The organism is Aquabacterium sp. (genome assembly GCF_035476535.1).
Lineage (GTDB): Bacteria > Pseudomonadota > Gammaproteobacteria > Burkholderiales > Burkholderiaceae_C > Pseudaquabacterium.
Genome location: NZ_DATILJ010000227.1, coordinates 1 through 25,861, shown reverse-complemented (window position 1 = coordinate 25,861; position 25,861 = coordinate 1). Strand labels below are relative to the sequence as shown.

Sequence of the window (25,861 nt, the reverse complement as noted above, 5' to 3'; positions counted from 1 at the left end):
GCGCCGCAGCACCGCCTCGCGCACCAGCGGCAGGCGGTCGTTGCCGAAGTACATGTCGTCGCCGCCGACGAAGATCGTCGGCGAGCCGAAGCCGCCGCGCGCGATCACCTCGTCGGTGTTGGCCTTCAGCTGCGCCTTGATCTCGGGCTGCGCGATCGCCGCGAAGAAGGCCTTGACGTTGACGCCCACACGTTCGCACAGCCCCGCCAGCACGTCGTCCTGCGAGATGTCTTCCTCGCGGGTCCAGTAGGCTTCGAACACCGCGCTGGCGAAGGGCACCAGCTGGCCCTGCCCGTCCAGCCAGATGCAGCCGCGCATCGCCTTCACGCTGTTGACCGGGAACACGCGCGGCGGAAACACGATCTTCAGGCCGCTGTGGCGCGCCCAGTCCTGCAGGTCCTTTTTCGTGTAGGCCTGCTTGACCGGCACGCCCTTCTCGCGGAACTCGTAGACGCTGGGGTTCACCGCATTGAAGATGCCGCCCACCAGCACCGGCTTCCAGGCGATGGGCACCTCCAGCTCGGCAGCCAGCGGCTGGATGTTGTGGAAGGCCAGCCAGGTCCAGGGGCTGGAACAGTCAAAGAAGAACTCGATCATGCGGTGGCTCCTGCGTTGCCCTTGTCGGTGCTGATGTTGGCGGCGCCCTGGCCGAACAGGTTGCGGCGCGCCTCGTCGTCCATGCCCTTGCGGACCAGTTCCTTGCCCACCGCCAGGCCGCGCTGCACCGCGTCGCGCACGCGCAGCAGCGCATACCAGCGTTTGACGTTCGGCCAGTCGTCCAGCGTCAGGCCCTGGGCCTTGTGCGTCAGGGTCCACGGGAAGATCGCGATGTCGGCAATGCTGTAGTCGTCGCCGGCGACGTACTCGCTCTTGGCCAGCTGCGCGTCGAGCACGCTGTACAGGCGCCGTGCCTCGCGCTCGTAACGCTCGATGGCGTAGGGGATCTTCTCGCTGGCGTAGAGCTTGAAGTGGCCATGCTGGCCCAGCATCGGACCCAGCCCGCCCATCTGCCACATCAGCCAGGGCAGCACGGCGTGGCGGCCACGCACATCGCTGGGCATCAAGCGGCCGGTCTTTTCCGCCAGGTAGACCAGCATCGCGCCGCTCTCGAAGCTGCTGATCGGCGCGCCGCCGCCCGGAGGGTCGTCATCGACCAGGGCCGGAATGCGGTTGTTCGGGCTGATGGCCAGGAACTCCGGCGTGAACTGCTCGCCGCGGCCGATGTTGACCAGCTTCAAGGCGTAGGGCAGGCCCAGTTCCTCCAGCGCGATGGAAATCTTCCAGCCATTCGGCGTGGGCCAGTAGTGCAAATGGATCAAGTGGCGCCCCGGTGACAGCGATGATCGGAGGGTAGCCGCAAACTCGGAGACCCGGCGTCACGCATGAGACCAACCACGCTGCAAGCCACCCCGTTGCGCGACGACGCTGCGGACCCGCCCGACTTTCTGGCCGATGTGGCCCGAGAAACCGAGACCCGATGAGCACCGCTGACCTGAAGATCCCGCCCGGTTTCCAACCCGCGACCATGGGGGGTGACTTCATCGGCCACGTCGGCCCGTTCTACATCTACCACGAGGGCGACGTGGTGCTGATGGGCTTCCGCGTCGAGAAGCGCCACACCAACCCGTTCGAGATCTGCCACGGCGGCATGCTGGCGAGTTTTGCCGACATGCTGCTGCCCATCACCGTGCATCGCAAGAGCAAGGAAGTCGGCCACCGCTTCCTGCCGACCATCAGCCTGCAGGTGGACTACCTCGCACCGGCCGCCTTGGGCGCCTGGGTGCAGGGGGAAGCCCAGGTGCTGCGCGCCACGCGCAGCATCGTCTTCGTGCAAGGCACGGTCACTGCCGACGGCGCACCGTGCATGCGGGTGAGCGGCATCTTCAAGATCGGCCCCGCTTTCAAGCCGCCGGTCGTCGAAGGCTGAAGCCGCCCTCGCTTGCTGGAGCCAGTCGGGCCGCGGCGCGCTGCCCATCGGCGTGCGCCAAAAGCCACACGGGGCAAGCTCGCACATGGCGAACGTTATGAGCGCTGCATGATCGCGTCTCGCCACACACCGCAGGGCCTGCGCCCTGACTGACAACCAAGGGAGAGAACGCATGAAGGACTTTCACTCACTGACGCTTGGCGTGCTGAGCGTCGCCACCCTCCTGGCCGGCTGCGGCGGCAGCGATGACCCACCACCGACCGAACGCCGCACCACGCTCGGCACCGTGGTCGGCCTCGACCACAGCGCCAGCAACGGCACCTATGCCTGGCTGGGCCTGCCTTTCGCCAAACCGCCGGTGGGGGCCTTGCGCTGGAAGGCGCCGGCCGAGCCCGAGGCCTGGACCAACGCGCGCGAGACCCAGGCCTTCGGCAAGGCCTGCCTCCAGAACGGCCGCATCTACGGCCCCGGCGCCAACAACACTTACGACACCACCATCGTCAGCACGCTGAACATGCCGGTCGGCCAGGAAGACTGCCTGACGCTGAACATCTGGCGCCCCGCCAGCGCCGATACGCAGCTGCCGGTGCTGTTCTTCATCTACGGCGGCAGCAACACCTCCGGCTACACCGCCGACCCGGTCTACAACGGCGCCAATCTCGCCAAGGCCGCCAACGCCGTGGTGGTGACGGCCAACTACCGCCTCGGCGTGCTGGGCTTCTTCAACCTGCCGCAGCTCAAGGCCGGCGCCGGCAGCGCGGAAGCCTCCGGCAACTTCGCGCTGCTGGACAACCTGCAGGCGCTGAAGTTCGTCAGCCAGAACATCGCCAGCTTCGGCGGCAACCCGGGCAACGTCACGGTGATGGGCCAGTCGGCCGGCGCCATCAACACCTGGGCGCTGATGACCTCGCCGCTGTCCACCGGCCTGTTCCACAAGACCATTCCGATCAGCGGCGGCCTCTCGCTGGCCAGCAACCTGCCACCGGGCATGCTGCCGACGCTCAACACCGCGAGCGCCTACCTGGCCCAGGCCAACAACCTGCTCTACAACCTGGTGATCGCTGACGGCAAGGCCCTCGACATGGCCACGGCCAAGACCTTTGTCGCGACGCAGACCGATGCGCAGATCGCCGACTACCTGCGCGACAAGGACGCCGGCGTGCTGCTGGGCACCGTGCTGAACAAGGGCCTCACCGGCTCGGGGCCGATCCCCGACGGCACGGTGCTGCCGGCCGACCCGATCGCGGCGATCGCTGCCGGCAACTACCGCAAAGTGCCGGTGCTGGCCAGCAACACGCGCGACGAAGGCAAACTCTTCGCGCAGTTCCTGACGCTGTTCGGCGGCCCGCCCGGTTTCAAGATCAGCGATGCGACGCGCTTCGCGATGATGATGGGCTTCAACCCCGACGCCGCGCCGACGCTGAGCGAAGCCGACATCATCGACCCGGCCTACCTGCCTTCGGATGCCGCGGGCACCGGCTGGAGCGCCAAGAGCGCGCTGCTGGCCTCGGTGTTCACCAGCCCCAGCCGCGACAACATGCTGAACACGCTCAAGACCCAGCAGGCCAATGTCTGGCACTACCAGTTCGACTGGGCCCAGGAGCCGGCGCCGTGGAACACCGTGTACGGCGCCGCACATGCCTTCGACCTGCCCTTCGTGTTCGGCAACTTCGGGCCCTCGCTGTTCTCGAACGCCAGCAACAGCGCGGCCAATCAGCCGGGCCGGCTGGCCTTGTCGAACGCCATGATGCAGACCATCGGCGCCTTCATGCGCAACGGCGATCCCAACAACGCCGCGCTGGGCGTGACCTGGCCGGCCTGGCCGGCGCAGCTGCACTTCGACGCCACGCTGACGCAGCCGAAGATCAGCGTGCAGTGAAGCCGGGTGCTCAGCCCGCCGGGTTGGGCACGGTCGGGTCGGCGCTAGTGTTCTTATGACGCGGCCACGGCGGCACAAGCGCCGCTGCGTCGCACCTCCGCGCCGGCACTGGGTGCGGTGGCGCACAGACCGTGCCGCGCGCAACGAAGATAGTCACGACCTGGCCCCGCCCCCATGGCGCATCGCGCGCCACGGGGGTCGCCGTCGGGAGGTGACTGATGAAGCGGCCTGACGCTCTTGCCCCCGGCGCCATTCACCCCGACCAGGAGATTTGCCATGACAGCCGACACCCGCAAAGACACCGACGCCAGCGAACTCACGCCGTTCCGTGACCTGAGCAAGATGTTCGAGCAGTTCAAGATGCCCAGCGTGGATGGCTCGGCGTTTGTCGAAGCCAGGCGCAAGGACGTTGAAGCCCTGGTGGCTGCCAACAAGGTGACCTACGAAGCGCTGCAAGGCCTGGCGCGTGCGCAGACCGACATGCTGACCCAGGTGATGCAGGGCATGCAGGACTCGGCCAAGAGCATGATGAGCGGCAGCGCCGGTGGCAAGGAAACGCCCCAGCACGCTGAAGCGGCTCAACAGGCCTGGCAGAAGATGCTCACCGACATGAAGGACCTGGCCGAGCGGGTGCAGAAGTCCCAGGTACAGGCCATGGCCGGCCTGACCGAGCGGGCGACGGAGAACATCAAGCAGATGCAGGGCCAGAGCGACAAGTCCTGAACACCCCCAGGCCTGCCGCTTCGCGTCAGGTGTTCAGCGGTCCTTGAACACCGGCGCGCGTTTCTGCAGGAAGGCGGCCACGCCTTCGGCAAAGTCGCCGGCCCGGCTCATGCCGCCCTGGACCTGGGCCTCCTGGCTCAGCGCGGCCGCATAGTCCATCGGCATCGCGGCGTCGATGATCTGGCGCGTCTGCGCCAAGGCCTTGACCGGCATCGCCGCCAGCTTGTTGGCCAGTGCCAGCGTGCTGTCCTGCAGCGAAGCATCGTCGACGCAACGCCAGATCATGCCGATGCGTTCGGCCTCTTCGGCGCCGAGCTTGTCGCCGGTCATCGCCAGGCCGATCGCGCGGGCGCGGCCGACCAGCCGCGGCAGCAGCCAGGTGCCGCCGCAATCGGGCACCAGGCCGATCTTGCTGAAGGCCTGGATGAAGCTGGCCGAACGCGCGGCAATCACCAGGTCGCAGCCCAGCGCCAGGTTGGCGCCGGCACCGGCAGCCACGCCATTGACCATCGCGATCACCGGCACCGGGTAGCTGCGGATGCGCAGGGCCAGCGGCTTGTACAGGCGTTCGACCACGTCTTCGACGTCGCCGCTCATCTCGGGGTCGTTCAGGTCCTGGCCGGCGCAAAAACCCCGGCCGGCGCCGGTGATGACCAGGCAGCGCACCGCGGCATCGTCCGCGGCTTCGTCGAGTGCGCCGCGCAGTTGCACATGCATCGCGGCGGTGAAACTGTTCAGCGCGGCCGGGCGGTTCAGCGTCAGCGTGCGCACAGGGCCAGTGGTGGTGGCGAGCACCAGGGCTTCGGACATGGGGGTCTCCTCGGAAGTCGATGGCCAATGATCGCCGATTCCAGAATCGGCCAGCCGCGACTGAAGCGCGGCGCAATCGGCAAGACGGCGCCGGTGCGCCCCGGCAGGCTGCAGCCCATCGTCACGACACCTGGAGAACATCTTGCGCTGGAAACTCGGCATCCTGAGCTGTGCCTGCCTGCTGGCCGGCGCGTTCACCAGCCGGGCGGTGTTCCGCGAGCGCCTGGGCTGCCTGGTGTTGCCCGACGACGGCCCGCCCTCGCCCGCCGAACTGCCGCCGGCCGAGCCGCCGCGGCCGGCGCTGCTGCCCGAGATCGCCGGGCCGGCGCCGGTGCAGCCCACGCAGCCGCGCCTGCGCGAAGCCATCGCGATGGCCTTCGGCGGCGCCGATGGCAGCAACCTGCACCACACCAAGGCCTTGCTGGTGATGCACGAGGGCCGGGTCGTCGGCGAGCAGTACGCGCCGGGCATCGGCCAGCTCTTCCTGGACGATGGCGTGGCCGGCGGCCAGCGCCTGCTGCCGGCCGGCTGGGTGCGCTACACCACCACGCCGACGCCGGGCACCGGCTACGGCGCTGGCTTCTGGCTCAACAGCGTCGACGGCCAGGTGCCCGGCTGGGGCATCCCCTGGGGCCTGCTGCACGCGCCGCGCGACTCCTTCTTCGCACGCGGCTTCCTCGGCCAGTTCGTCGTCGTGATCCCGTCGCGGCGGCTGGTGATCGTGCGGCTGGGCACCTCGCAGGTCTACACCCGCGACGGCAACATCGCGGTGGCGATGGACCAGTGGGTGGCGGCGATCCTGGACGCGCTGGGCGACGGCCTGTGAGCGCCGGTTGTGCGCCGGTTGTGATCAGCCCCAGACCTCGGCCGCCGTCTCCACCACCAGCCGCAGCTTGGCGCGCTGCGCCTCCACGGCGATGTTGTTGCCGTGCACGGTGCTGGAGAAGCCGCACTGCGGGCTCAGCGCCAATTGCTCCAGCGGCGCGTACTTCGCGGCTTCGTCGATGCGGCGCTTCAGCGCGTCCTTGCTCTCCATCTCGCCGAACTTGGTGGTCACCAGGCCGAGCACGACGATCTTGCCCTTGGGCAGGAAGCGCAGCGGGCGGAAATCGCCCGAGCGGTCGTCGTCATACTCCATGAAGTACGCGTCCAGGTTCATCTCGGCGAGCAGCGCTTCGGCCACCGGCTCGTAGTTGCCGGCCGCAGCATGGGTGCTCTTGAAGTTGCCGCGGCACAGGTGCATGGCCAGTGTCATGCCGGCGGGCTTCTGCGCCACCACCTTGTTGATGAACGTGGCATAGCGGTGCGGCAGCTCGTTCGGGTCGTCGCCGCGCTGACGGGCGGCTTCGCGCATCTTCTCGTCGCACAGGTAGGCCATGTTGGTGTCGTCCATCTGCACGTAGGTGCAGCCGGCTGCCGCGAGGGAGCGCAGTTCGTCGCCATAGGCCGTGGCCACGTCGTCGTAGAACACCGGATCGAGTTCCGGATAGGCGTCTTTGCTGATGCCGGCACGGCCACCGCGGAAATGCAGCATGGTCGGCGACGGGATCGTGACCTTCGGCGTGTTGCCTGGTTTTCCCAATGTAGCCACCTGCGACTTCAGGTACTCGAAATCGGCGCGCTGGATGTCCTTGACATGGCGCACCTTGTCGATCACGCGCATCACCGGCGGCGCCAGTTCTTCCGTGCCATCGGGCTTGCGGATCGTCACCGGGATGTCGGTCTTCACGCCACCCAGCTGCTCCAGGAAATCGATGTGGAAATAGGTGCGGCGGAACTCGCCGTCGGTGATGCTCTGCAGACCCACGTCTTGCTGGAACTTGACGATTTCGGCGATCGCCTTGTCTTCGACGGCGCGCAGCTGCTCGGCGTTGATCTCGCTCTTCGCGAACTGCTCGCGCGCATCGAGCAAATATTTCGGGCGCAGGAAGCTGCCGACATGGTCGGCGCGGAACGGTGCGGTGGTGCGAAGGGTCATGACGATCTCCAAGAAATGGGTTCAGTGTGCCGATACGCCCAACCACGCATCGAGCGGCGTCGGATCGGCGATCAGTGCTTCGCTCTCCGCGCGGTAGGCGATGCCGCCGCGGTCGAGCACGATGGCGTCGTCGGTGACAGCCAGCACCATGTGCGGATGCTGCTCGACGACGATCGATGGCAGGCCCTCTTCACGCGCGACCCGGCGGATCGCGCGCAGCAGCTCTTCGACGATGATCGGCGCCAGGCCTTCCAGCGGTTCGTCGAGCAGCAGCAGACTGGGGTTCAGCACCAGCGCACGGCCGAAGGCCAGCATCTGCTGCTCGCCGCCCGACAGCTGCTGGCCGAGGTTGCGCTTGCGCTCGGCCAGGCGCGGAAACAGCTCGTAGACCCGCTTCGGATTCCAGGCGCCGGGGCGGGCCACGGCAGTCAAGTTCTCGTCGACGGTCAGCGACTTGAAGATGTTGCGCTCCTGCGGCACCCAGCCCAGACCCTGCCAGTTCGCGGCGCCCGCGCGTTCGTAGACCGGCAGTGCGTGGATCTCGCGCCCGGCCAGCACGATGCGGCCGTGGTGGCGGCGGGTGACCCCCACCAGCGTGTCGATCAGCGTGGTCTTGCCGGTGCCGTTGCGGCCTAACAAGGCCAGCGAGCGGCCGGCCTGCAGCGTGAAGCTCACGTCGCTGAGCACCACGGCTTCGCCGTAACCGCAGCGCAGGTCGCTCACTTCGAGCAATACGTCAGCCATGGGCCACTTTCGTCTCGCCGAGGTACACCGCCCTGACCTGCGGATCGGCGGCAATTTCCTCGGGCGTGCCTTCGGTCAGCACCGTGCCGTTGACCAGCACCGTCATGCGCTTGGCAAAGCTGAACACCAGGTCCATGTCGTGTTCGATCAGCACCACCGAGACATCGTCCGGCAGCGCGGCCACGGTGTCCAGGATGTCGCGGCGCTCGGCGGCCGGCACGCCGGCCGCGGGCTCGTCCAGCAGCAGCACGCTGGGGCGCTGCGCGACGGCCAGCGCGATCTCGAGCAGCCGGCGCTTGCCGTAGGGCAGTTCACGCGTCGGCCGGTCGGCATGCTCGGTGAGGTGGAATTGGGCCAGCAACTGCTCGCATTCGCTGGCGATGGCGCTGTCGCTGCCCATTGGCCGCCACCAGCGCCGCGCTGCATCGAGCCGACTGGCGACAGCCAGCGCCAGGCTCTGCAACGGCGTCAGCGAGCCGAACAGCTGGTTGATCTGGAAGGTGCGCACGAGCCCCAGGCCGACGCGCTTGTGCGGCGTGAGCTCGGTGATGTCCTGGCCGCGCAGCACAACCCGGCCTTCGCTGGGCGGCAGCACGCCGGTGAGCTGGTTGATCAGCGTGGTCTTGCCGGCACCGTTGGGGCCGATCAGCGCATGGCGCGCACCACGCGTGATCTTCATCGATACGTTGTTGGTGGCAGTGATGCCGCCGAAGCGCTTCACCAGGCCGAAGGTCTCCAGCACGACATCGCTCATGAGTCGCCCCGCTTGAACCAGGACCAGGGCCGGAACAGGCGTTCACGGCCGACCAGCATCAGCACCACCAGGAACAGGCCGATCCAGAAGGTCCAGTACTGCGGCGTGAAGGCCGACAGCAGGTCGTGCATGACCTTGAACGCGATGGCACCGATGAGGCCGCCCCACAGCCAGCCGGCACCGCCGATGATCAACGCCAGCATCACGTCGGCGCTGCGATGGAACTCCAGCACGTCCAAGGACGCAAAGCCGGTGGTCTGCGCCAGCAGCGCGCCGGCCGCACCGGCCAGCGCCGCTGCCAGCGTGTACACCGCGGCAAGCCGCCCCTGCACCGATAGGCCGATGGCCATCACCCGCAGCCGGTTGTCACGCAGCGCCTGCAGTGAAATGCCCAGCGGCGAATGCACGATGCGGCGCAGCAGCAGGAAGGCCAGGAACAGCACGGCCAGCGAGTAGAACGAGGCCACGCGGGCGCCCAGGTCGAAATCGAAGCGGCCGAGCAGCGGGCCCATCACCACGCCCTGCAGGCCGTCGGTGCCGCCGGTGATGGTGTCGAACTTGTTGGCCAGCTCCAGCAACACCAGCGCGATGCCCATGGTCACCATCAGGCGCGTCAGGTCGGTGCCGCGCACGATCATCGGGCTGGTGATGGCGCCCAGCACCGCGCCGAGCACCGTGCCGACCACCAGGCCGACCAGCGGATCGGGCATCACATGCTTGGCGAACAGCGCAGCACCATACGCGCCGACACCAAAGTACGCGGCATGGCCCAGCGAGACGATGCCGGCATAGCCCAGGATCAGGTCCAGCGACAGCGCGAACAGCGCCAGGATCGCGATCTCGTTGATCAGCGCGGCATGCTGGGCAAACACCAGCGGCGTGGCCCAGATCAGCGCCCACAGCGCGTATTCCCAGGGGCGCCACTTGGAGGGCGCCAGCAATTTGGCGGCAAGGTTCATTTTTTACCTTCCCGCGAGAACAAGCCCTGCGGCCGCCACAACAGGATGGCGATCATCAGCGCGTAGACGATGAAGGCGCCGAGCTTGGGCACGTAGTACTTGCCGAAGACATCGGCAATGCCGAGCACCAGCGCGGCCACCAGCGGGCCGGTGATGGAACTGGTGCCGCCCACTGCGCAGACGATGAGGAAGTACACCATGTACTTCAGCGGGAAGCTGGGGTCGAGGCCGAAGATGTCGGCACCCAGTGCGCCGCCCAGGCCGGCCAGGCCGGAGCCCACCGCGAAGGTCAGCAGGAACACGCGGTTCACGGGAATGCCCAGGCCGGCCGCCACGCGCGGGTCGTCCACCGCCGCGCGCAGCCGGCTGCCGAAGCGCGTGCCGCTGAGGATGGCCTGCAGGCCCAGCGCCAGCGCCACGCAGCTGGCAACGATGAACAGCCGGTAGGCGCCCATGCCCAGCATCAGCGCGCCGGAGCCGAATTCGAAACGCTGGCGCAGCCAGTCGGGCAGCTGGATGTTCTGCTGCGAGCTGCCCATGATGTAGTCCACCGAGGCCACGGCCATGAAGGTCAGGCCGATCGAGAACAGCACCTGGTCCAGGTGCGGCTTGCCGTACATCGGCCGGTACACCGTGCGCTCCAGCAGCGCGCCGGCTGCCGCGGTGATCACGAAGGCGGCCGGCAGGCAGGCCAGGAAGGGCCAGCCGGCCTTCTGCATCAGCACCACCAGGATGTAGCCGCCGGCCATCGCGAAAGCGCCATGGGCCAGGTTGATGAAGTTCATCAGGCCCATGGTCACCGCAAGCCCGAGCGACAGCACGAACAGCAGCATGCCGTAGGCGATGCCGTCGAAGAGGAGGGTCAGCATGTCTGGCCTGGCCGCTGTCTTTGGCTGTTGGCTGTTGGCTACTTCAGCTTGCCGGGGTCTTTCACGGCCTTCTGCACATCGAACTCGATGTTCCACAGCTGGCCGTCCTTCTTCTCGACCTTGCGGATGTAGATGTCCTGCACGATCTCGCGGGTCTGCGCATCGATCAGGATCTGGCCGCGCGGGCTTTCGAGGATCTGGCCCTTCATCGCGGCCAGCAGCGCGTCGCCGCCGGCGCCCTTGGTGGTGTCCAGGCCCTTGAAGATCAGGCGGATGCCGTCGTAGCCGCCGACGGCCATGAAGTTCGGGCGGAACTTGTTGGCGGCCTGGAAATCGGCGACGAACTTCTTGTTAGCCGGGCTCGGGTGGGCCGCCGAATAGTGGTGCGAGTTGACAACGCCGAGGGCCACGTCGCCCATGTCGTTGAGCTGGTCGTCGTCGGTGACGTCACCGGTGGCGATCAAGCGGATGCCGGCCTTGTCCAGGCCACGTTCACCGAACTGCTTCATGAACTGTGCGCCCTGGCCCGAAGGCAGGAAGACGAACAGCGCGTCGGGCTTGGCATCACGCACTTTCTGCAGCACCGGTGCGAAGTCGGCACCGCGCAGCGGCGTGCGCAGTTTCTCGATCACGGTGCCACCATTGAGGATGAAGCGCTCGGTGAAGTACTTCTCCGCGTCGTTGCCGGGGCCGTAGTCGGTGACCAGGCTGACGACCTTCTTGATGCCGTTCTTCGGCGCCCATTCGGCGATGCCGACGGCGGCCTGCGGCAGCGTGAAGCTGGTGCGCAGGATGTATGGCGAAGCTTCGGTGATCGCGGAGGTGGCCGCAGCCATCACCACCATCGGTGTCTTGCTCTGCGTGGCGATCGGCGCGGTGGCCAGCGCCAGCGGCGTCAGGCCGAAGCCGGCCAGCGCGACGACCTTGTCATTGACCACCAGTTCCTGCGCCAGGCGGCGCGTGGTGTCGGCGACGCCGGCGTCGTCCTTGATCAGCACCTCGATCTTCTTGCCGCCGGCCTTGGCGCCGTTCTGCGCCAGCCACAGCTGGATCGCGCCGTTGATCTGCCGGCCGGTGGAGGCCGAGGGCCCGGTCATCGGCAGGATGACGCCGATCTTCACGGTGTCGCTCTGGGCCTGGGCGGCGCCGCCGGCCACGGTGGCTGCGGCCAGGGCCAGCAAATGCAGTCGTCGGGTGATCATGGTGCCAAGTCTCCTCGGTTGGAACGGGGGTGATTGTGCGATGCGTGATGCGGGCGACACCCCCGCGCAAGCCCCAAGCCACGGCATCGCTGGTCGATAGCAGCTATCGCGCGGCGGCATGGCAACGGACACGGGCAGGCGCCGTCCTGATTTGAGGGTTAACCCCTGGGCCAATGAACAAACCCCGCCGGGCGCGTCAACGCAGCCGGGCGGGGTTCGGTGGGGGGCGCGGCGGTCGCGCTGGGTCAGGCTGCCGCGGCGGCGCGCTCGGCATGCCACTCGGCCAGCCGCGACATGTTGGACAGCGAGATCTGGTGCGCGTGGATCAGGCCCAGCAGCCCGCTGCGCGCCAGTTCCACCATCTGCGCATCGGACAGCGCGTTCAGCTTGTCCTCGTCGACCGTCAGGAAGCCGTTGACCTGGACCTTGTTGCCGTCGGGCAGCGTGGCGTCGAACTGCATGTCGCGCAGCAGCTTCAGCTCCAGCAGCTTCTCGGCATACAGGCGGCTGCGTTCGATGTCGATCTCCAGTTGCTCCAGCTGCTTCTGCACGCCCAGCGTCAGCTCGGTGGGCTGGCCGTCCGGCGTGAACAGCGGGTCGCCGGTTTCGTTGGACAGGCCGATCCAGTCTTCATCGACGCACACCACCATGTCGGTGGCCGAGGTGCGGGCCATCGCGAAGGGGTAGGTGCGCAGCATCGCCGGCACGTAGCGCACGCGCCAGCGGTCGGCCGCGTCGATGCACAAGTTGCTGCCCTGCTGCAGCCCCATCACCGCGATCGACGCTGCCTGCGGCTTGCCCTTGGCGTCCTGGCCGGCGGGCACCCACACCACCGGGTAGTCCTTGCAGGCCTCGGCGAATTCGGAAGCCGCCACGAAGAAGGCGTTCAGCGTCTTGTTGCGCGTCATGTCGCGCGCATTGCGGTCGAGCTTCAGGCTGCGGTGCTTGGTGCGGTCCAGCGCCGCGGGCTTCTTGTGCAGGCTTTCATTGATCATGGGGCTTGTCTTTCGGATTCAGAGGGTTCGATGCCGGAGACCAGCACCTTGTCGACGCGTTTGCCGTCGAGGTCCACGACCTCAAAACGCCAAGCCTCCCATTCCACCACATCGGCCGTGCGCGGCAACCGCCCCAGCAGCAGCATCACCATGCCGGCCAGCGTGTTGTAGCGGCCGCGGTCTTCCTCGGGCAGCGTGCGCAATTCCAGCCGGTCCTTCAGCTCGGGCACCGGGATCAGGCCGTCCATCAGCCAGCTGCCGTCCTCGCGGCGCACGGCCCAGGAATCGTCCGAACTCGGCGTCGAGAACTCGCCGGTGATGGCTTCCAGCACATCGCGCACGGTGATCACGCCCTGCACCGCGCCGTATTCGTCGACCACGAACACCAGCTCGGCGCTGGTGGCACGGAAATGGTCCAGCAACTCCATGCCGGACAGCGTCTCGGGCACGAACACCGGCGGCAGCATCAGCGTGGGGATGTCCGGCTGGCCGCCGCGCGCCAGCGCCTGCAGCAGGGTTTGCGCCTCGACCACGCCCACCACATCGTCCAGCCCGTTGCGGCACACCGGGTAGCGCGAGCGGCCTTCGTCGGCAATCTGCTTCAACAGCTCCGGCAACGGGGCATGGACGTCGAGCCAGACGATTTCGGCGCGCGGGATCATCATCGAGCCCACCTGCCGCTCGTCGAGCCGGAACACGTTGCGCACCATCTGGTGCTCCTGCGCCTCGATGACGCCGGCATCCACGCCTTCTTCGAGGCTGGCGGCGATTTCTTCTTCGGTCACGCTGCGCGAAGGCGCTTCGCGGATGCCCAGCAGGCGCAAGGTGGCCTCGGTGCAGGCCGTCAGCAGCCAGACGAAGGGCCGCGTGGCGGCGGACAGCCACTCCATCGGCTGCGCCACCAGCCGCGCCACGTTCTCGGGGTACATCTGACCCACGCGCTTGGGCACCAGCTCGCCGAAGATGATGGTCAGGAAGGTGATGATCACCACCACCAGCGCGGTGGCGGCGATCTGCGCCGCGCGCGGGCTCAGGTGCAGCGCAGCCTGCCCCCAGGCGGCCAGCGGCTGCGAGAACGCCGCGTCGCCGACGATGCCGTTGAGCACGCCGATCGAGGTGATGCCGATCTGCACCGTGGACAGGAACTTGGTCGGGTGCTCGTGCAGGTCCATCGCCACGCTGGCGCCGCTCTCACCGGCCTCCACCATCACCGCCAGCCGCGCCTTGCGCGCCGCGGTGAGCGCCATCTCCGACATGGCGAACAGCCCGTTCAGCAGGATCAGGAAAACCAGCAGCGCAACGTCCATGAGGCGGCGCACACACGGGCGCCCCCGGAAAACTCAAGGCGGCGAGCGTAGCAGAATCAACGTATGAACAGCCCCAAGCTCACTTCGTTCGCTGCCCCCGAGGGGGTGAGCCAGGACGCGGCCGGTCCTGTGGACCGGCCGCGCCTGGCGAACGGCCGGCCCGCAAGGGCTGGCGCGGCCTGCAAGGCCTCAGTGCCCTTCGGGCGGCCGGGCGGACACTGATGCACTACCTCATCGGCGACCCGCAGGGCTGCTGCGACGACTTCGAACGCCTGCTCGCCGAGATCGGCTTCTCGCCCTCGCGCGACAGCCTGCACGTGCTGGGCGACCTGGTGAACCGGGGCCCGGCCTCGCTGCGCACGCTGCAGCGCCTGCAGTCACTGGGCAACGCGGCCACCTGCCTGCTGGGCAACCACGACCTGCACCTGCTGGCCGTCGCCGCAGGCGTGCGGCCGCTGCATGCCACCGACACGCTCTACGAGATCCTGGCCAGCCCGCAGCGCGAGGCCTGGCTGGACTGGGTGCGCCACTGCCCGCTGGCCGACACGGCCCATGGCTGGCTGATGGTGCATGCCGGCGTGGTGCCGCAGTGGGATGCCGCGCAGACGCTGGCGCTGGCCGGCGAAGTGCAGACCCTGCTGCGTGGGCCCGACCTGGCCGGCTTCCTGCGCGTGATGTACGGCAACGAACCCTCGCGCTGGGACGACAGCCTGCAAGGCGCCGAGCGCTGGCGCTTCGTGATCAATGTGCTGACGCGCATCCGCTTCTGCGACGCCGAGGGCCAGCTCGATTTCAAGACCAAGGACGCCGCCGCGGCCGCGCCCGCCGGCTTTCACCCCTGGTTCGACGTGCTCGGCCGCCGCACGGCGGGCACGCCCATCGCGTTCGGCCACTGGTCCACGTTGGGCCTGCGCATGGAACCCACGCTGCTGGCGCTGGACACCGGCTGCGTCTGGGGTGGCCGCTTGAGCGCAGTGCGGGTGGATGGCGGCCGACGTGACCTTGTGCAGGTGGCCTGCCCGAATGGCTCCAGACCGTGACCCAATGGCTCCATTGGGGGTACGCATCCAGCAAGCTGCGTGATTCAATCGCCCGCTGAAAACTGATTTTCGCGGAGCACGCCCCATGGCCGTCGCCAACTGGACCCTGACCCAGGTTCTGAACCAGCTCAACGGTGGTTCCAAGTGGTCGGGCAACACGATCACCTATGCGTTCCCCGGCAACGCCAACGGCATGTTCTCGCAGGGCGAAGCGGCGGGCTTCCGCGCTGTCAACGCCGAACAGCAGGCCTGGATGACGCTGGCGCTGGCCACCTGGGACGAACTGATCCCGCAAGCCACCGCGCCGGGCACGCCGGGCTCGACGAACATCGAGTTCGGCTACACCAGCACCAACATCGGCTACGCCCACGCCTACTACCCGAGCAACGGCAGTGCGTATTTCAACGCCACCGAAGACTCGCTGGTCAACACCGCGCTCGGTGAATACGGCTTCCAGACCTTCATCCACGAGATCGGCCATGCGCTGGGCCTCGATCACATGGGGGACTACAACGGCAACGGCAACTGGTCGCCCTCGTCGTTCCAGGACAGCGTGGTGCTGTCCATCATGTCCTACTTCGGCCCGCGTTATGCCGCACCGAACTACTCGGCCGAGGTGATGCAGGCCGACTGGGTGGACGCCAACGGCGTGACCCATTCGCCGCAGACGCCGATGCTCAACGACGTCTATGCGATCCAGACGATCTACGGCGTCTCCACCACCACGCGGCTGGACGACAGCGTCTACGGCTTCAGCAGCACGATCGGCGGGCCCACCGGCGCTATCTACGACTTCACGGTCAACGACAACCCGATCCTGACGGTCTTCGATTCAGGCGGCACCGATACGCTGAACTTCAGCGGCTGGAGCACCCCAGGCCGCATCGATCTGCATGCGGGCGCGTTCTCGTCGGTCAACGACATGACCAACAACATCGCGATCGCCTACAACACGACGATCGAGAATGCCATCGGCGGCGGCGGCAGCGACGTGATCATCGGCAACGATGCCGACAACCGGCTCGAAGGCGGCGCGGCGAACGATGAACTGCTGGGCAGCGCCGGCGACGACACACTGGTCGGCGGCGCCGGCAACGACCAGCTCGACGGCGGCGACGGCAGCGACACCGCGGTGTTCGAAGGCAACTTCGCCGGCTACACCATCAGCTTTGCCGGTGGCAACGTCACGCTCACCAGCGCGGCCAGCGGCACCGACACCGTCACCAACACCGAACGCTTCCAGTTCGCCGATGGCCTGCGCACGCTGGCCGACCTGACACCCGGCGCCGACACCAGCGCGCCGGTGTTGCAAGCCGTGAGCCCGGCCGACAACAGCAGCAGCGCCGCCATCGGCGCGAACCTGGTGCTGAACTTCAACGAGCCGATGAAGGCCGGCAGCGGCAGCATCAGCATCTTCAATGCCAATGGCACGCTGGTCGACAGCATCGCCGCGAACGACACCGCGCAAGTGCGCTTCAACGGCAACAGCGCCACGGTGGACCCCAGCTTCAACCTGGTGGCCGGCCGCAGCTACTTCGTGACCATCAGCGCCGATGCCTTCACCGATCTGGCCGGCAATGCGTACACCGGCTTCGGCGGCAGCACCGCGTGGAACTTCAGCACCACCAGCAGCGACACCACCGCGCCGCTGCTGACCACGCTGACACCGTCGGACGACGCCACCGCGGTGGCCATCGACGCCGACTTGGTGATGGCCTTCAACGAGAGCGTGTTCGCTGGCAGCGGCAACATCATCATCCGATCCGGCAGCCAGGTGGTGCGCACGATTGCCATCGGCGACACCTCGCAGGTCACGATCGAGGGCAGCCTGGTCCACATCAGCCCCGCCGGCAACCTCAACACCAACGCCAGCTACAGCGTGACGATCGCTGCCGGTGCCCTGCGTGACGCCGCCGGCAACAGCTTCGCCGGGCTGTTGACGACCACCGACTGGACCTTCAACACCGCGAGTGCCACCGACATCGACGACTACCCTTACGGCACCGAGACCCAAGGCGTCGTGGTGGTCAACGCGGCCCCCACCAGCGGCTCGATCGAAGTGCCCGGCGACAACGACCTGCTGTACGTCGACCTGGTGCAGGGCGTCAGCTACACCTTCACGCTGCAGCGCACCGCGGGTGGCCTGTCCGACCCCTACCTCGGCCTGTTCGACCCCTCGGTGCAACTGGTGGCCGACGATGACGACAGCGCCGGCAGCGGCAACTCGCGCATCAGCTACACCGCCACCGAGACCGGCACGCACTACCTGGCGGTGCTGGACTACTACGACGAAGGCACTGGCGGCTACACGCTGCGCGCAACCACGCAGGACACGGTGGCGCCGACGCTGCAGAGCTTCACGCCGGCCGACGGCAGCACGCGGGTGGCCGTCGGTGCCAACCTGGTGCTGAAGTTCAGCGAAACCGTGCTCGCTGGCAGCGGCAGCATCCAGGTGCTCAACAGCAGCGGCCAGGTGCTGCGCGAGATCCACGCCAACGACACCAGCGCGGTCACCATCAACGGCAGCACCATCACCATCGACCCCGGCGCCAACCTGCCGGCCGGCAGCAGCTTCACCGTCACCATCGATGCCGATGCCTTCCATGACGCCTCGGGCAACGACTTCGCCGGCCTGGCCGGCAGCACGGCCTGGAACTTCAGCACCGCCACCGCCGCGGGCACCGACGACTACCCGCTGAGCACCGACACCACCGGCGTGGTGCCGACCACCGGCGTGGCCGTGCGCGCGCGCATCGACAGCCCGGCCGATGGCGACCTGTTCAAGGTGGCGCTGGAAGCCGGCGTGACCTACCGCTTCGACATGATTGCGCCGCAGACCGAAGCGGTGGATCCCTACCTGGCGCTGTACGGCCCGCAGCCCGAAGTGGCCTTGATCGCCTACGACGACGACAGCGGCCCCCTTCCCTTCGACGCACAGCTGTACTTCACGCCCTCGGCCACCGGCACCTACTACCTGGCCGCCTTCGACTACGCCGAGGCCACCGGCAGCTACACCCTGTCGGCCGTCAAGCCCAGCGACGACTTCTCCGGGCTCAACACCGGCACGCTCGCGGCCAACGGCAGCATCGCATCCGGTCGCGTCAACGCGCCCAGCGACAGCGACAAGTTCAGCATCCCGGTGATCGCCGGCCAGCAATACACCATCGACCTGAAAAGCAGCGGCAGCGAAGGCGAGGCACTGGCAGACCCGTACCTGGTGCTGCTGGACGCCAGCGGCAGCCCGCTGGCTCATGACGACGACAGCGGCGCCGGGCTGAACGCCCAGCTCACCTTCACTGCACCGACAACGGGCAACTACCTCGTCAGCGCATCCGACTTCGACTTCGGCATCGGCCGCTACCAGCTCTCGGCGTTCACGCGCAACGTCATCAACGGCAGCGCCGCCTCCGACGAACTCATCGGCACCGGTGACCACGACACGCTGGTCGGCGCGGCCGGCGACGATGTGATGGCAGGCGTCCAGGGCGACGACATCCTGCAAGGCGATGCCGGCATCGACTTCGCCGTCTTCGGCGGCGCCCGGGTGGAGTACACCGTCGGCACCGTGGACGGCGGCTGGGCCATCAGCGACCTGTTCGACATCGAAGGCCGCGACCTGCTCTACGGCATGGAACGCGTGGCCTTTACCGACAGCTTCCTGGCGCTGGACCTGGACGGCAACGCCGGCACGACGGCAAAGATTCTCGGCGCGGTATTCGGCGCCGCCTCGGTGGCGAACGAAGCCTATGTCGGCATCGGCATCACGCTGCTCGATGGCGGCATGAGCTACCTCGACCTGATGCAACTGGCGCTGGAGGCCCGGCTCGGCGCCGGCGCCAGCAACACCGCGGTGGTCAACCTGCTGTACAGCAACCTGGTCGGCGTGCTGCCCTCCACCTCCGAACGCCTCTACTACGAAGACCTGATCACCAGCGGCTTCGTCAGCCAGGCGAGCCTGGGCGTGCTGGCCGCCGACACCGAGCTGAACATCGTCAACATCGATCTGACCGGGCTGATGGAGTCCGGCATCGGCTTCGAGTGAGGACTCCGAGGCTTCTGCGAGAATCGCGCCGTTGCGGGCGCTACCATCAGCGCCCTGTCCCAGGAAGCGTGGCCGAGCGGTTTAAGGCACCGGTCTTGAAAACCGGCGAGGGTTCATCCCCTCCGTGAGTTCGAATCTCACCGCTTCCGCCAGCTTGATCATCGATGTTGTCCGATGCCGCCTCCAGGGCGGCATTTTTCATAGGTGAGCCCCGTCACTGCTTGTCCGATGCGTATGCATTCGCTACGATCCAATCGCTATTTTTATGTGGGATCGGATGTGGGAACAGGATCGTGCCTGTAAAGGCCAAGGAAATGGCCGCCATCGAAGTAGCGCGGCTGGTTAGACCGGGAAAACATGCCGTCGGGGTAGTTCCTGGCTTGCACCTGCTGGTCAAGGAGACCGGCGCAAAGTCATGGGTGCTGCGCGTCATGGTCGCAGGCAGGCGAAGAGACGTTGGCCTAGGCGGCTTCCCAGCGGTCACACTGGCTCAAGCCCGCGAGGCGGCGCGTGCAGCACGCGACAAGATCCGTGGCGGCGTTGATCCGGTCGAAGAAGCGCGCTTGGCACGCAGCAATCTCAAGGCCTCTCGCGCGGCCGCAATCACGTTCCAGCACGCCAGCGCACAGTACATCAAGGCACATGGACGCAGCTGGCGAAACGAGAAGCATCGGCAGCAGTGGAAAAACACTCTCGCGACCTATGCAGATCCACTCATCGGCGACATCCTGGTGTCACACCTCAGCATGAGCCATGTGCTGCAAGTTCTGGAGCCGATCTGGTTTGAGAAGACCGAGACGGCAAGCCGACTGCGCGGCCGGATCGAGTCGATTCTGGACTGGGCGAAAGGACGCGGCTATCGCTCGGGAGACAACCCGGCAGCTTGGAAGGGAAATCTCGACACACAGCTTCCAAAAGCTGACCGCGTGGCCAGGCAGGACAATCAGCCCGCCCTGCCGATTGACCTCACTCCGGAGTTCATGAGGCGACTCCGGAGAGCCGACGGTCAGGGAGCCCGAGCACTGGAGTTCACCATCCTAACGGTCGCCCGCAGTGGTGAGGCCCGCGGAGCCGGGTGGTCGGAGATTGACATGGAGGGGAAGGTGTGGACCATTCCAGCATCACGCATGAAGGCCGGTGTCGAGCACCGTGTCCCGCTGTCATCGCAAGCCATCAAATTGCTGAAGGCGCTACCTCGCGTAGCTGAATCACAGCTTGTGTTTCCCGCACCACGGGGAGCTATTCTGTCCGATATGACTTTGACGGCAGTGATTCGACGCTTCAATGAAGCGGACAAGGACAAGTGGGTGGATCCCCGCAACGGCCGCGGTGTTGTACCGCACGGATTCAGATCAACGTTTCGCGACTGGGCAGCTGAGCGCACGAACTTTCCGAGGGAGGTTGCAGAGATGGCGTTGGCTCACACGATCGATAACAAGGTGGAGGCTGCCTACCGGAGAGGAGACCTGTTTGAGAAGCGTAGGCTAATGATGAACGAATGGGCTTCGTTTCTCGAATGATCGTGAGCAACAGGATCCCAAGGGCACGACTGAAGTGGCCTTGGCCGCCCGGGTCGGTGTCGGTGAACATCAACGGCGCCCGCCGACGGCTTCGGCCGCAGCGACACGCGCGCCGCGTTGCGCGACTTCTTCGGCGTGGACGCGGCCCACATCATCAAGGCAGCACACCACGCGCTGTCATTGGAGGCTTGACCCGCGATCCATGTCACGCCATCGCGGCGCTCAGAACCCCGCCAGCACCAGCTTGCCGCGCGCCTGCCCGCTTTCGATCAGCGCGTGGGCGCGCTTCAGGTTGCGCGCGTTGATCGTGCCGAAGTCGGCGCTGGCTGTGGTGCGGATGCGACCTGCATCGACCAGGGCTGCGACCTCCGCCAGCAGCACGCCTTGCTGCGCCATGTCCGGCGTCTCGAACAGCGAACGCGTGAACATCAGTTCCCAATGCAGCGACAGGCTTTTGCGTTTGAGCTTGCCGACGTCCAGGCCCTTCGGGTCGTCGATCAGCGCCAGGCGGCCTTGCGGCTTGAGGCTTTCCACCACGGCGTCGAAGTGAAGGTCGGTCTGCGTCAGGCTCGCCGCCATGTCGACCTGTTCGTGGCCGATCTCGCGCAATTGAGCGGGCAGCGGCTGTGCATGGTCGATCACGTGGTGCGCGCCGAGGTCCAGGCACCACTGCCGCGTCTCTTCACGCGATGCCGTGGCGATGATCGTGAGGCCGGTGAGCTGGCGCGCCAGCTGAATCAGGATGGAGCCGACGCCGCCCGCGCCGCCGATCACCAGCAGGGCTTGCCCCTGGCCGCCGCCGCGCGGCACTTGCAGGCGATCGAACAGCAGTTCCCAAGCGGTGATAGATGTCAGCGGCAGCGCGGCCGCTTCCCCGTTCTGCAGGCTGTGCGGGGCGAGCGCGACGATGCGTTCGTCCACCGTGTGCAGTTCGGCGTTGGTGCCGCCGCGCGCGATCGATCCGGCGTAGAAGACGCGGTCGCCGATTCTGAAGCGGCTCGCGTCGGAACCCGTGGCTTCGACGACCCCGACAGCGTCCCAGCCTAGCACCTTGGGCTGGCCGGGCGCGGGCGGCGAAGCGGCGCGCAGCTTGGTGTCCACTGGGTTGACGGAAACGGCCAGCACGCGCACCAGCAGGTCGCGCGGGCCGGGCGCGGGCGGCGGGATGTCCAGGTCGATCAGTGCGTTGTCGTGGCTGATGGGCAGGGCTTCGAAATAGCCGACGGCTTTCATGGCGTGAGTCCTCTTGAGTTGAGTGGAGATGACAATTGGGGGGCACCAGCGGCAAGACATAAGCCGGCCTGCCCCGCCAAGAGCTTCAAATGAAAATTGAAAACGTCGAAGACCTGCGCGTGCTGGTGGAGACCGCGCGAGGCGGCACGCTGACCGCCGCATCGAAGGTGCTGGGCGTGACGCCCGCAGCGGCCAGCGCGATGCTCAAGCGCCTGGAGGCGCAGTTGGGCCAACGCCTGTTCGAACGCTCGACGCGAGCCATGCGCCTGACGCCGCAAGGCCAGACCCTGCTCGACTACGCCAGCCGCGCGCTGGACTTGCTGGAAGAGGGCGAGTCGCAGCTCGCCGCGCGAAGCGGTGCGCTGGTGGGCACGGTGCGGGTGGCCGCGCCGTCGGACCTCACACGCTGCGTGCTGCTGCCGATGTTCGACGCGTTCCTCGCAGCCCACCCCGGCGCGCAATTGGCCTTGTCGGTGTCGGACCGAGTACAGGACGTGATGCGCGATGCGGTGGACCTGGCGCTGCGCTACGGCGAACTCGCCGATTCGCGCCTGGTGGCCCGGCCACTGTTTGCGAGCCGCCGCGTGCTGTGCGGCTCTCCGGTTTATCTCAAGCGCCACGCCGCCCCCACCCATCCGCATGATCTGTCGGCGCACAACTGCCTGACTTTCGAGATCAGCGGCCGGCGCCTCGCGACCTGGCGTTTCGAGAAGGACGGCGAGTGGACCGAGGTCCGCGTCGATGGCGATCGCGGTGCCGACGACGCGGCCATCGCCCACCAATGGGCGTTGGCCGGCGTCGGCCTGGTGTGCAAGTCCGAGCTGGACGTGTGGCACGACCTGCGCGCCGGCCGGCTGGTGCGCTTGTTGCCGGACTGGCAGGGCGAGCATCGCCCGCTCAGTGCCGTGCTGCCCAGCAACCGCTTCGTACCGGCGCGCGTGCGCGCACTGGTCGATTTCATCGCCGCTCAATTCGCGGTGCTGGCTGGCACTCAAGAACGCCCCCAAGCCGACGACATACGTCGTCCGCCTCATGAACCCGGCGTGCCCGCGGCTTCCGGGCGGAAACGGTAGATCCGGTACGGCGGCGCGTTGTTCGCGCTGCCCTTGGGCGTCGCGTTGGACTGGAATACGCCGGTCTGGATCAATTGCGCCGCGCCCGAGTACATGTAGCCGTCGGCGTTGTAGGTCACCCCGTCGGGCCAGATCAGCTTGTCGTTCGTGACGTAGCGCTTGTAGACCTTGGTGCCGGCGGGAATGATGCCGACCGAGCGGCCACCGACTTCGGTGAGGTACAGGTTGTTCTTGCCGTCGATGGAGAGGCCGCCGTTGTAGGGCTTGGCCGCGTAGTCCTCGACCTTGGCCGAGAGTTGCGCCGGGGTGAGCGCGGTGTTGAGCAAGTCGGCCATGTGGATGCGGTACATGCGGTAGCCGGAGAGCGGGGCGAAGTAGAGGTAGTCGCTGTTCTTGTCCAGCGTGATGCCGTCCACGCCCACGCGCAGGCCCCAGGACTGCGTGGGCACGCCGGCTTGTGCCTCCCACTTGATCGGGTCCGCGTGCGGCAGCACGCTCACGTCGCCCTGCAAGACGCGGCGGCTGGACCCGGTGGCCAGGTCGACCACGACCAGCGCCGCCTTGACGCCGGCTCCGGCGGAGTTCTCGCCGATCGCCTCATCCGCGATGACGATCACGTTGTGCTTGAGGTCAACCGCGAAATCGTTGTGCTGCGACTCGCTGATCGTCGAGGCGTCCAGGTCGATGACTCTGTGCAGCGCATTCGTCTTGGTGTTCCAGCCGACGAGCTTGGCGTGAAGCGCCGCGGGCCGCGGATGGACCGGGTCGGCCTTATCGGTCGACTTGACCGAGTCCAGGATCCAAAGGATGCCGTTGGCATCGGTGTGAAAACCCAGCACCCAGTCCAGGCAGAAGTCGTACTTGCCATTGATCGGCGCCACGAAGCTGCCGTCGGCGTTACGACAGGTCTGGCGCAGCGCGGCCGGGTAAGGCGTGGTCGACTTGCGGTCCGCGTTCAGCAGCGCGATCTGGGTCGAGGTGGCGGTTTGATAGAACGGGTGATAGCCGACGATCAGCTGGCCGTTAGGCATCTGGCTGATGCCGCCGATACCGGCTTGCTGCAGTTCGGCGTACACCTCCAGGCTGGCTTGCCCCTTGGTGTTGGCGATGCCGCCTCCGTAGGCGGTCGCGACGGCGGTGGCCAGCACAGCCACCGCGGAGACGATTGATCTGGGACGGGAAATGCGGTGCATGAAGTCTCCTCGTTGTAGGTGGCCTCGATGCTAGAAATGCCTGTCTCCCGGAAACAGCAGGCTGCCGCGCAAACAGTTGTCGCGTTTCGTTGAAGATCGCTCGGCCCACTGGCGTTATGACGCCGATGGCACGCCATCAGAGCGACCGCAAGAAGGCCAACAAGGCCTGACGATCCGCGGCGGAGAGCGCCGAGAAGCGCTGGCGCGAACGCTCGGCTTCGCCAGCGTGCCACATCACCGCTTCCGTCAGCGTGCGTGCTCGGCCGTCGTGCAGGTAGCCGACCTTGCCGGCCGTGCCCATGGCACGCTCGGTGTAGCCGATGCCCCACAGCGGCGCGGTCCGCCACAGGGCACCGGTGGCCAGGCCTTCGACGTAGCTGTCGGCCAGGCCGGCACCCATGTCGTGCAGCAGCAGGTCGGTGTAGGGCTTGATGGTCTGGTTGCGCAGCTCGGCGAGCGGGTGGCCGGAACCGGTGCGCATCTCCGTCGTGTGGCAACTCGAACAGCGCAGGTCCTGGAAGACCTTGGCACCGGCAGCCACCTTGGCCGGATCGACGTCGAGGTCCGCCAGTGGCGCCACGCCCTTGGGGAAGCCGCTGGCCAGACTGCGCTGCGCCGGCACGGCCAGCAGTTGGAGGTAGCGCGAGATCAACTGCAGGTCGGCCTCGGTGATGCCGCGCTCGGCCTTGGCCGGCGTGCAGCCGGCCGGGCCGGCCAGGCAGTCCCGCGTCGGGTAGACCGGCGAGGTCACCGACATGTCCTGCAGCAGCGCCGAAGCAGCCTGGTGGCGCAGGCTGAACTTGCCGGCCTTCCAGCCGAAGCGACCCAGGCGCACATCGCCGGTTTCCGGGTCGAAGACGAAGTTCGCCTGGCCCTTCACGCCGTCTTCATCGGGTGTGCTGCGGGCACGCGCCAGGATGTCGGCTTCCGGCACGGCTTCGAGCAGGCCGGTGCCGATCATCGGCTGGGCCGCGCGCAGCGAAACGACCTGCGGCACCGAACCATCGAAGGCCAACTTGGGCTTGCGCAGTTCCACTGAGCTGCCGTCGGCCAGTTTCACGGTCTGGGTGTCGAAGCCCGCGACGCGCACGCTGTTGCCCCAGTCCTGCGGCGTTCCGGTGGTCGAGCGGGCATTCATCTGCACCGCCACGCCATAGCGCGAGTCAGGCAGTTGCTGGCCCTTGGCATCCAGCATCGCCGTGCGCACCGACATCGTGTCCAGCCGCTGGTTGGTCGCCGCCGGTGCCAGGCCGCGGCCGTTGTTGACGTGGCAGCCGAAGCACGAAGCCTGGTTGAAGCGCTGGCCCTGCAGGCCGACACCCGCCTGGTAGCGGTCGTTGCCCGGTTCGTTGTGGTCGCCGGTGAAGAAGTTGGTGTGGATCAGCCGCCGCCCTTCGACGAAGCGTTGCATGTTCTGCATGCCGACGTTGTTGAACGGCTGCTGGAACATGAAGCTGCCGTTGTCGGCGTAGTCGTAGGACACCGAGCCGATGCCGCCTTGCAAGGTCTCCGCCGGCAACGGCCAGGAGTTCAGCCGCGGCTGGATGCCGTACCAGGGCCGCAGGCCCGTGCCCACCACGTAGATCCATTCGTTCGCGTAGTAGCGAATGCCA

Annotated in this window: 22 protein-coding genes and 1 tRNA gene; 9 read left to right on the top strand and 14 right to left on the bottom strand. The window is 67.1% G+C overall.

Annotation, left to right across the window (positions count from 1 at the left end; all coding sequences use genetic code 11):
* The coding region (locus tag VLK61_RS22705) for a 2-hydroxychromene-2-carboxylate isomerase (RefSeq protein WP_325424235.1) at positions 1 to 597 on the bottom strand (597 nt) is incomplete at its 3' end.
* On the bottom strand, positions 594 to 1,319 hold the full coding sequence (locus VLK61_RS22700; protein ID WP_325424233.1) for a glutathione binding-like protein: 726 nt from the start codon (positions 1,317 to 1,319) through the stop codon (positions 594 to 596). The genes VLK61_RS22700 and VLK61_RS22705, both read right to left, overlap by 4 nt.
* 158 nt (positions 1,320 to 1,477) lie before the next feature.
* On the opposite strand from VLK61_RS22700, the gene VLK61_RS22695 reads away from it, so the two are divergent.
* The 3 genes from VLK61_RS22695 to VLK61_RS22685 all read left to right on the top strand — a co-directional run bounded on the left by VLK61_RS22695 (position 1,478) and on the right by VLK61_RS22685 (position 4,529).
* Complete coding sequence (locus tag VLK61_RS22695) at positions 1,478 to 1,927, top strand: PaaI family thioesterase (protein ID WP_325424231.1); 450 nt, start codon at positions 1,478 to 1,480, stop codon at positions 1,925 to 1,927.
* A gap of 172 nt (positions 1,928 to 2,099) precedes the next feature.
* Positions 2,100 to 3,806, top strand: coding sequence for a carboxylesterase/lipase family protein (locus VLK61_RS22690; protein WP_325424229.1), 1,707 nt, complete (start codon positions 2,100 to 2,102; stop codon positions 3,804 to 3,806).
* Between the two features lie 276 nt (positions 3,807 to 4,082).
* Positions 4,083 to 4,529, top strand: coding sequence for a phasin family protein (locus VLK61_RS22685; protein WP_325424227.1), 447 nt, complete (start codon positions 4,083 to 4,085; stop codon positions 4,527 to 4,529).
* A 33-nt stretch (positions 4,530 to 4,562) separates the two neighbouring features.
* Here the strand turns inward: VLK61_RS22685 and VLK61_RS22680 are convergent, their stop codons facing one another.
* On the bottom strand, positions 4,563 to 5,339 hold the full coding sequence (locus VLK61_RS22680; protein ID WP_325424225.1) for an enoyl-CoA hydratase-related protein: 777 nt from the start codon (positions 5,337 to 5,339) through the stop codon (positions 4,563 to 4,565).
* Between the two features lie 142 nt (positions 5,340 to 5,481).
* On the opposite strand from VLK61_RS22680, the gene VLK61_RS22675 reads away from it, so the two are divergent.
* Positions 5,482 to 6,165 (top strand): hypothetical protein, encoded by a 684-nt coding sequence (locus VLK61_RS22675; protein WP_325424224.1) that lies wholly within the window; start codon positions 5,482 to 5,484, stop codon positions 6,163 to 6,165.
* A 24-nt stretch (positions 6,166 to 6,189) separates the two neighbouring features.
* On the opposite strand, the gene VLK61_RS22670 is transcribed toward VLK61_RS22675, so the two are convergent.
* From VLK61_RS22670 to VLK61_RS22635, 8 genes are all read right to left on the bottom strand, one after another.
* Entirely contained in the window at positions 6,190 to 7,317 is a 1,128-nt protein-coding gene (locus VLK61_RS22670; protein ID WP_325424222.1) for a 5-methyltetrahydropteroyltriglutamate--homocysteine S-methyltransferase, read from the bottom strand.
* A gap of 21 nt (positions 7,318 to 7,338) precedes the next feature.
* Positions 7,339 to 8,061 (bottom strand): ABC transporter ATP-binding protein, encoded by a 723-nt coding sequence (locus VLK61_RS22665; RefSeq protein ID WP_325424220.1) that lies wholly within the window; start codon positions 8,059 to 8,061, stop codon positions 7,339 to 7,341.
* Positions 8,054 to 8,815 (bottom strand): ABC transporter ATP-binding protein, encoded by a 762-nt coding sequence (locus tag VLK61_RS22660; RefSeq protein WP_325424217.1) that lies wholly within the window; start codon positions 8,813 to 8,815, stop codon positions 8,054 to 8,056. The genes VLK61_RS22665 and VLK61_RS22660 overlap by 8 nt, the downstream gene beginning before the upstream one ends.
* Positions 8,812 to 9,774, bottom strand: a complete 963-nt coding sequence (locus VLK61_RS22655) for a branched-chain amino acid ABC transporter permease (protein WP_325424215.1) — start codon at positions 9,772 to 9,774, stop codon at positions 8,812 to 8,814. The genes VLK61_RS22660 and VLK61_RS22655 overlap by 4 nt, the downstream gene beginning before the upstream one ends.
* The gene (locus VLK61_RS22650; protein WP_325424213.1) at positions 9,771 to 10,643 is read right to left on the bottom strand and encodes a branched-chain amino acid ABC transporter permease; all 873 of its coding nucleotides are present in this window, start codon (positions 10,641 to 10,643) and stop codon (positions 9,771 to 9,773) included. The genes VLK61_RS22655 and VLK61_RS22650 overlap by 4 nt, the downstream gene beginning before the upstream one ends.
* Before the next feature lie 38 nt (positions 10,644 to 10,681).
* Positions 10,682 to 11,845 (bottom strand): ABC transporter substrate-binding protein, encoded by a 1,164-nt coding sequence (locus VLK61_RS22645; RefSeq protein ID WP_325424211.1) that lies wholly within the window; start codon positions 11,843 to 11,845, stop codon positions 10,682 to 10,684.
* 245 nt (positions 11,846 to 12,090) lie between these two features.
* Positions 12,091 to 12,840: a SapC family protein gene (locus VLK61_RS22640; RefSeq protein WP_325424208.1), complete on the bottom strand. Its 750-nt coding sequence runs from the start codon at positions 12,838 to 12,840 to the stop codon at positions 12,091 to 12,093.
* A complete protein-coding gene (locus tag VLK61_RS22635; protein WP_325424206.1) occupies positions 12,837 to 14,147 on the bottom strand; it encodes a hemolysin family protein in 1,311 nt (436 codons plus the stop codon). The genes VLK61_RS22640 and VLK61_RS22635 overlap by 4 nt, the downstream gene beginning before the upstream one ends.
* Before the next feature lie 221 nt (positions 14,148 to 14,368).
* Here VLK61_RS22635 and VLK61_RS22630 point away from each other — a divergent pair, with 221 nt between their 5' ends.
* From VLK61_RS22630 to VLK61_RS22615, 4 genes are all read left to right on the top strand, one after another.
* A complete protein-coding gene (locus VLK61_RS22630; RefSeq protein ID WP_325424204.1) occupies positions 14,369 to 15,187 on the top strand; it encodes a symmetrical bis(5'-nucleosyl)-tetraphosphatase in 819 nt (272 codons plus the stop codon).
* Between the two features lie 85 nt (positions 15,188 to 15,272).
* Positions 15,273 to 19,229, top strand: coding sequence for an Ig-like domain-containing protein (locus tag VLK61_RS22625; RefSeq protein ID WP_325424202.1), 3,957 nt, complete (start codon positions 15,273 to 15,275; stop codon positions 19,227 to 19,229).
* Positions 19,230 to 19,291: 62 nt separating this feature from the next.
* A tRNA-Ser gene (locus tag VLK61_RS22620) sits at positions 19,292 to 19,381 on the top strand.
* Between the two features lie 162 nt (positions 19,382 to 19,543).
* Positions 19,544 to 20,749 (top strand): tyrosine-type recombinase/integrase, encoded by a 1,206-nt coding sequence (locus VLK61_RS22615; RefSeq protein ID WP_325424200.1) that lies wholly within the window; start codon positions 19,544 to 19,546, stop codon positions 20,747 to 20,749.
* 222 nt (positions 20,750 to 20,971) lie between these two features.
* Here VLK61_RS22615 and VLK61_RS22610 read toward each other — a convergent pair whose 3' ends face one another.
* Positions 20,972 to 21,982: a zinc-binding alcohol dehydrogenase family protein gene (locus VLK61_RS22610; protein ID WP_325424199.1), complete on the bottom strand. Its 1,011-nt coding sequence runs from the start codon at positions 21,980 to 21,982 to the stop codon at positions 20,972 to 20,974.
* An 89-nt stretch (positions 21,983 to 22,071) separates the two neighbouring features.
* Between VLK61_RS22610 and VLK61_RS22605 the strand changes: the two genes are divergently transcribed.
* Positions 22,072 to 23,055 carry a LysR family transcriptional regulator gene (locus tag VLK61_RS22605; RefSeq protein ID WP_325424197.1) on the top strand — a complete coding sequence of 328 codons (984 nt, stop codon included), beginning with the start codon at positions 22,072 to 22,074 and terminating at the stop codon, positions 23,053 to 23,055.
* Here VLK61_RS22605 and VLK61_RS22600 read toward each other — a convergent pair.
* Both VLK61_RS22600 and VLK61_RS22595 read right to left on the bottom strand, forming a co-directional pair.
* Positions 23,013 to 24,248 (bottom strand): L-dopachrome tautomerase-related protein, encoded by a 1,236-nt coding sequence (locus VLK61_RS22600; protein ID WP_325424195.1) that lies wholly within the window; start codon positions 24,246 to 24,248, stop codon positions 23,013 to 23,015. The two genes, VLK61_RS22605 and VLK61_RS22600, sit on opposite strands and share 43 nt — an antisense overlap.
* Positions 24,249 to 24,384: 136 nt before the next feature.
* Positions 24,385 to 25,861 (bottom strand): di-heme oxidoredictase family protein (locus VLK61_RS22595; protein ID WP_325424193.1); only part of this gene is annotated, 1,477 nt, incomplete at its 5' end.

Bases quoted from the DNA above. Each gene is read 5' to 3' on its own strand.
- VLK61_RS22625 (WP_325424202.1), top strand. From the start codon at position 15,273: ATGGCCGTCGCCAACTGGACCCTGACCCAGGTTCTGAACCAGCTCAAC.
- VLK61_RS22615 (WP_325424200.1), top strand. From the start codon at position 19,544: ATGGCCGCCATCGAAGTAGCGCGGCTGGTTAGACCGGGAAAACATGCC.
- VLK61_RS22645 (WP_325424211.1), bottom strand. From the start codon at position 11,845: ATGATCACCCGACGACTGCATTTGCTGGCCCTGGCCGCAGCCACCGTG.
- VLK61_RS22680 (WP_325424225.1), bottom strand. From the start codon at position 5,339: ATGTCCGAAGCCCTGGTGCTCGCCACCACCACTGGCCCTGTGCGCACG.
- VLK61_RS22610 (WP_325424199.1), bottom strand. From the start codon at position 21,982: ATGAAAGCCGTCGGCTATTTCGAAGCCCTGCCCATCAGCCACGACAAC.
- VLK61_RS22690 (WP_325424229.1), top strand. From the start codon at position 2,100: ATGAAGGACTTTCACTCACTGACGCTTGGCGTGCTGAGCGTCGCCACC.
- VLK61_RS22655 (WP_325424215.1), bottom strand. From the start codon at position 9,774: ATGAACCTTGCCGCCAAATTGCTGGCGCCCTCCAAGTGGCGCCCCTGG.
- VLK61_RS22640 (WP_325424208.1), bottom strand. From the start codon at position 12,840: ATGATCAATGAAAGCCTGCACAAGAAGCCCGCGGCGCTGGACCGCACC.
- VLK61_RS22630 (WP_325424204.1), top strand. From the start codon at position 14,369: ATGCACTACCTCATCGGCGACCCGCAGGGCTGCTGCGACGACTTCGAA.
- VLK61_RS22660 (WP_325424217.1), bottom strand. From the start codon at position 8,815: ATGAGCGATGTCGTGCTGGAGACCTTCGGCCTGGTGAAGCGCTTCGGC.
- VLK61_RS22605 (WP_325424197.1), top strand. From the start codon at position 22,072: ATGAAAATTGAAAACGTCGAAGACCTGCGCGTGCTGGTGGAGACCGCG.
- VLK61_RS22670 (WP_325424222.1), bottom strand. From the start codon at position 7,317: ATGACCCTTCGCACCACCGCACCGTTCCGCGCCGACCATGTCGGCAGC.
- VLK61_RS22635 (WP_325424206.1), bottom strand. From the start codon at position 14,147: ATGGACGTTGCGCTGCTGGTTTTCCTGATCCTGCTGAACGGGCTGTTC.
- VLK61_RS22685 (WP_325424227.1), top strand. From the start codon at position 4,083: ATGACAGCCGACACCCGCAAAGACACCGACGCCAGCGAACTCACGCCG.
- VLK61_RS22600 (WP_325424195.1), bottom strand. From the start codon at position 24,248: ATGCACCGCATTTCCCGTCCCAGATCAATCGTCTCCGCGGTGGCTGTG.
- VLK61_RS22695 (WP_325424231.1), top strand. From the start codon at position 1,478: ATGAGCACCGCTGACCTGAAGATCCCGCCCGGTTTCCAACCCGCGACC.
- VLK61_RS22650 (WP_325424213.1), bottom strand. From the start codon at position 10,643: ATGCTGACCCTCCTCTTCGACGGCATCGCCTACGGCATGCTGCTGTTC.
- VLK61_RS22665 (WP_325424220.1), bottom strand. From the start codon at position 8,061: ATGGCTGACGTATTGCTCGAAGTGAGCGACCTGCGCTGCGGTTACGGC.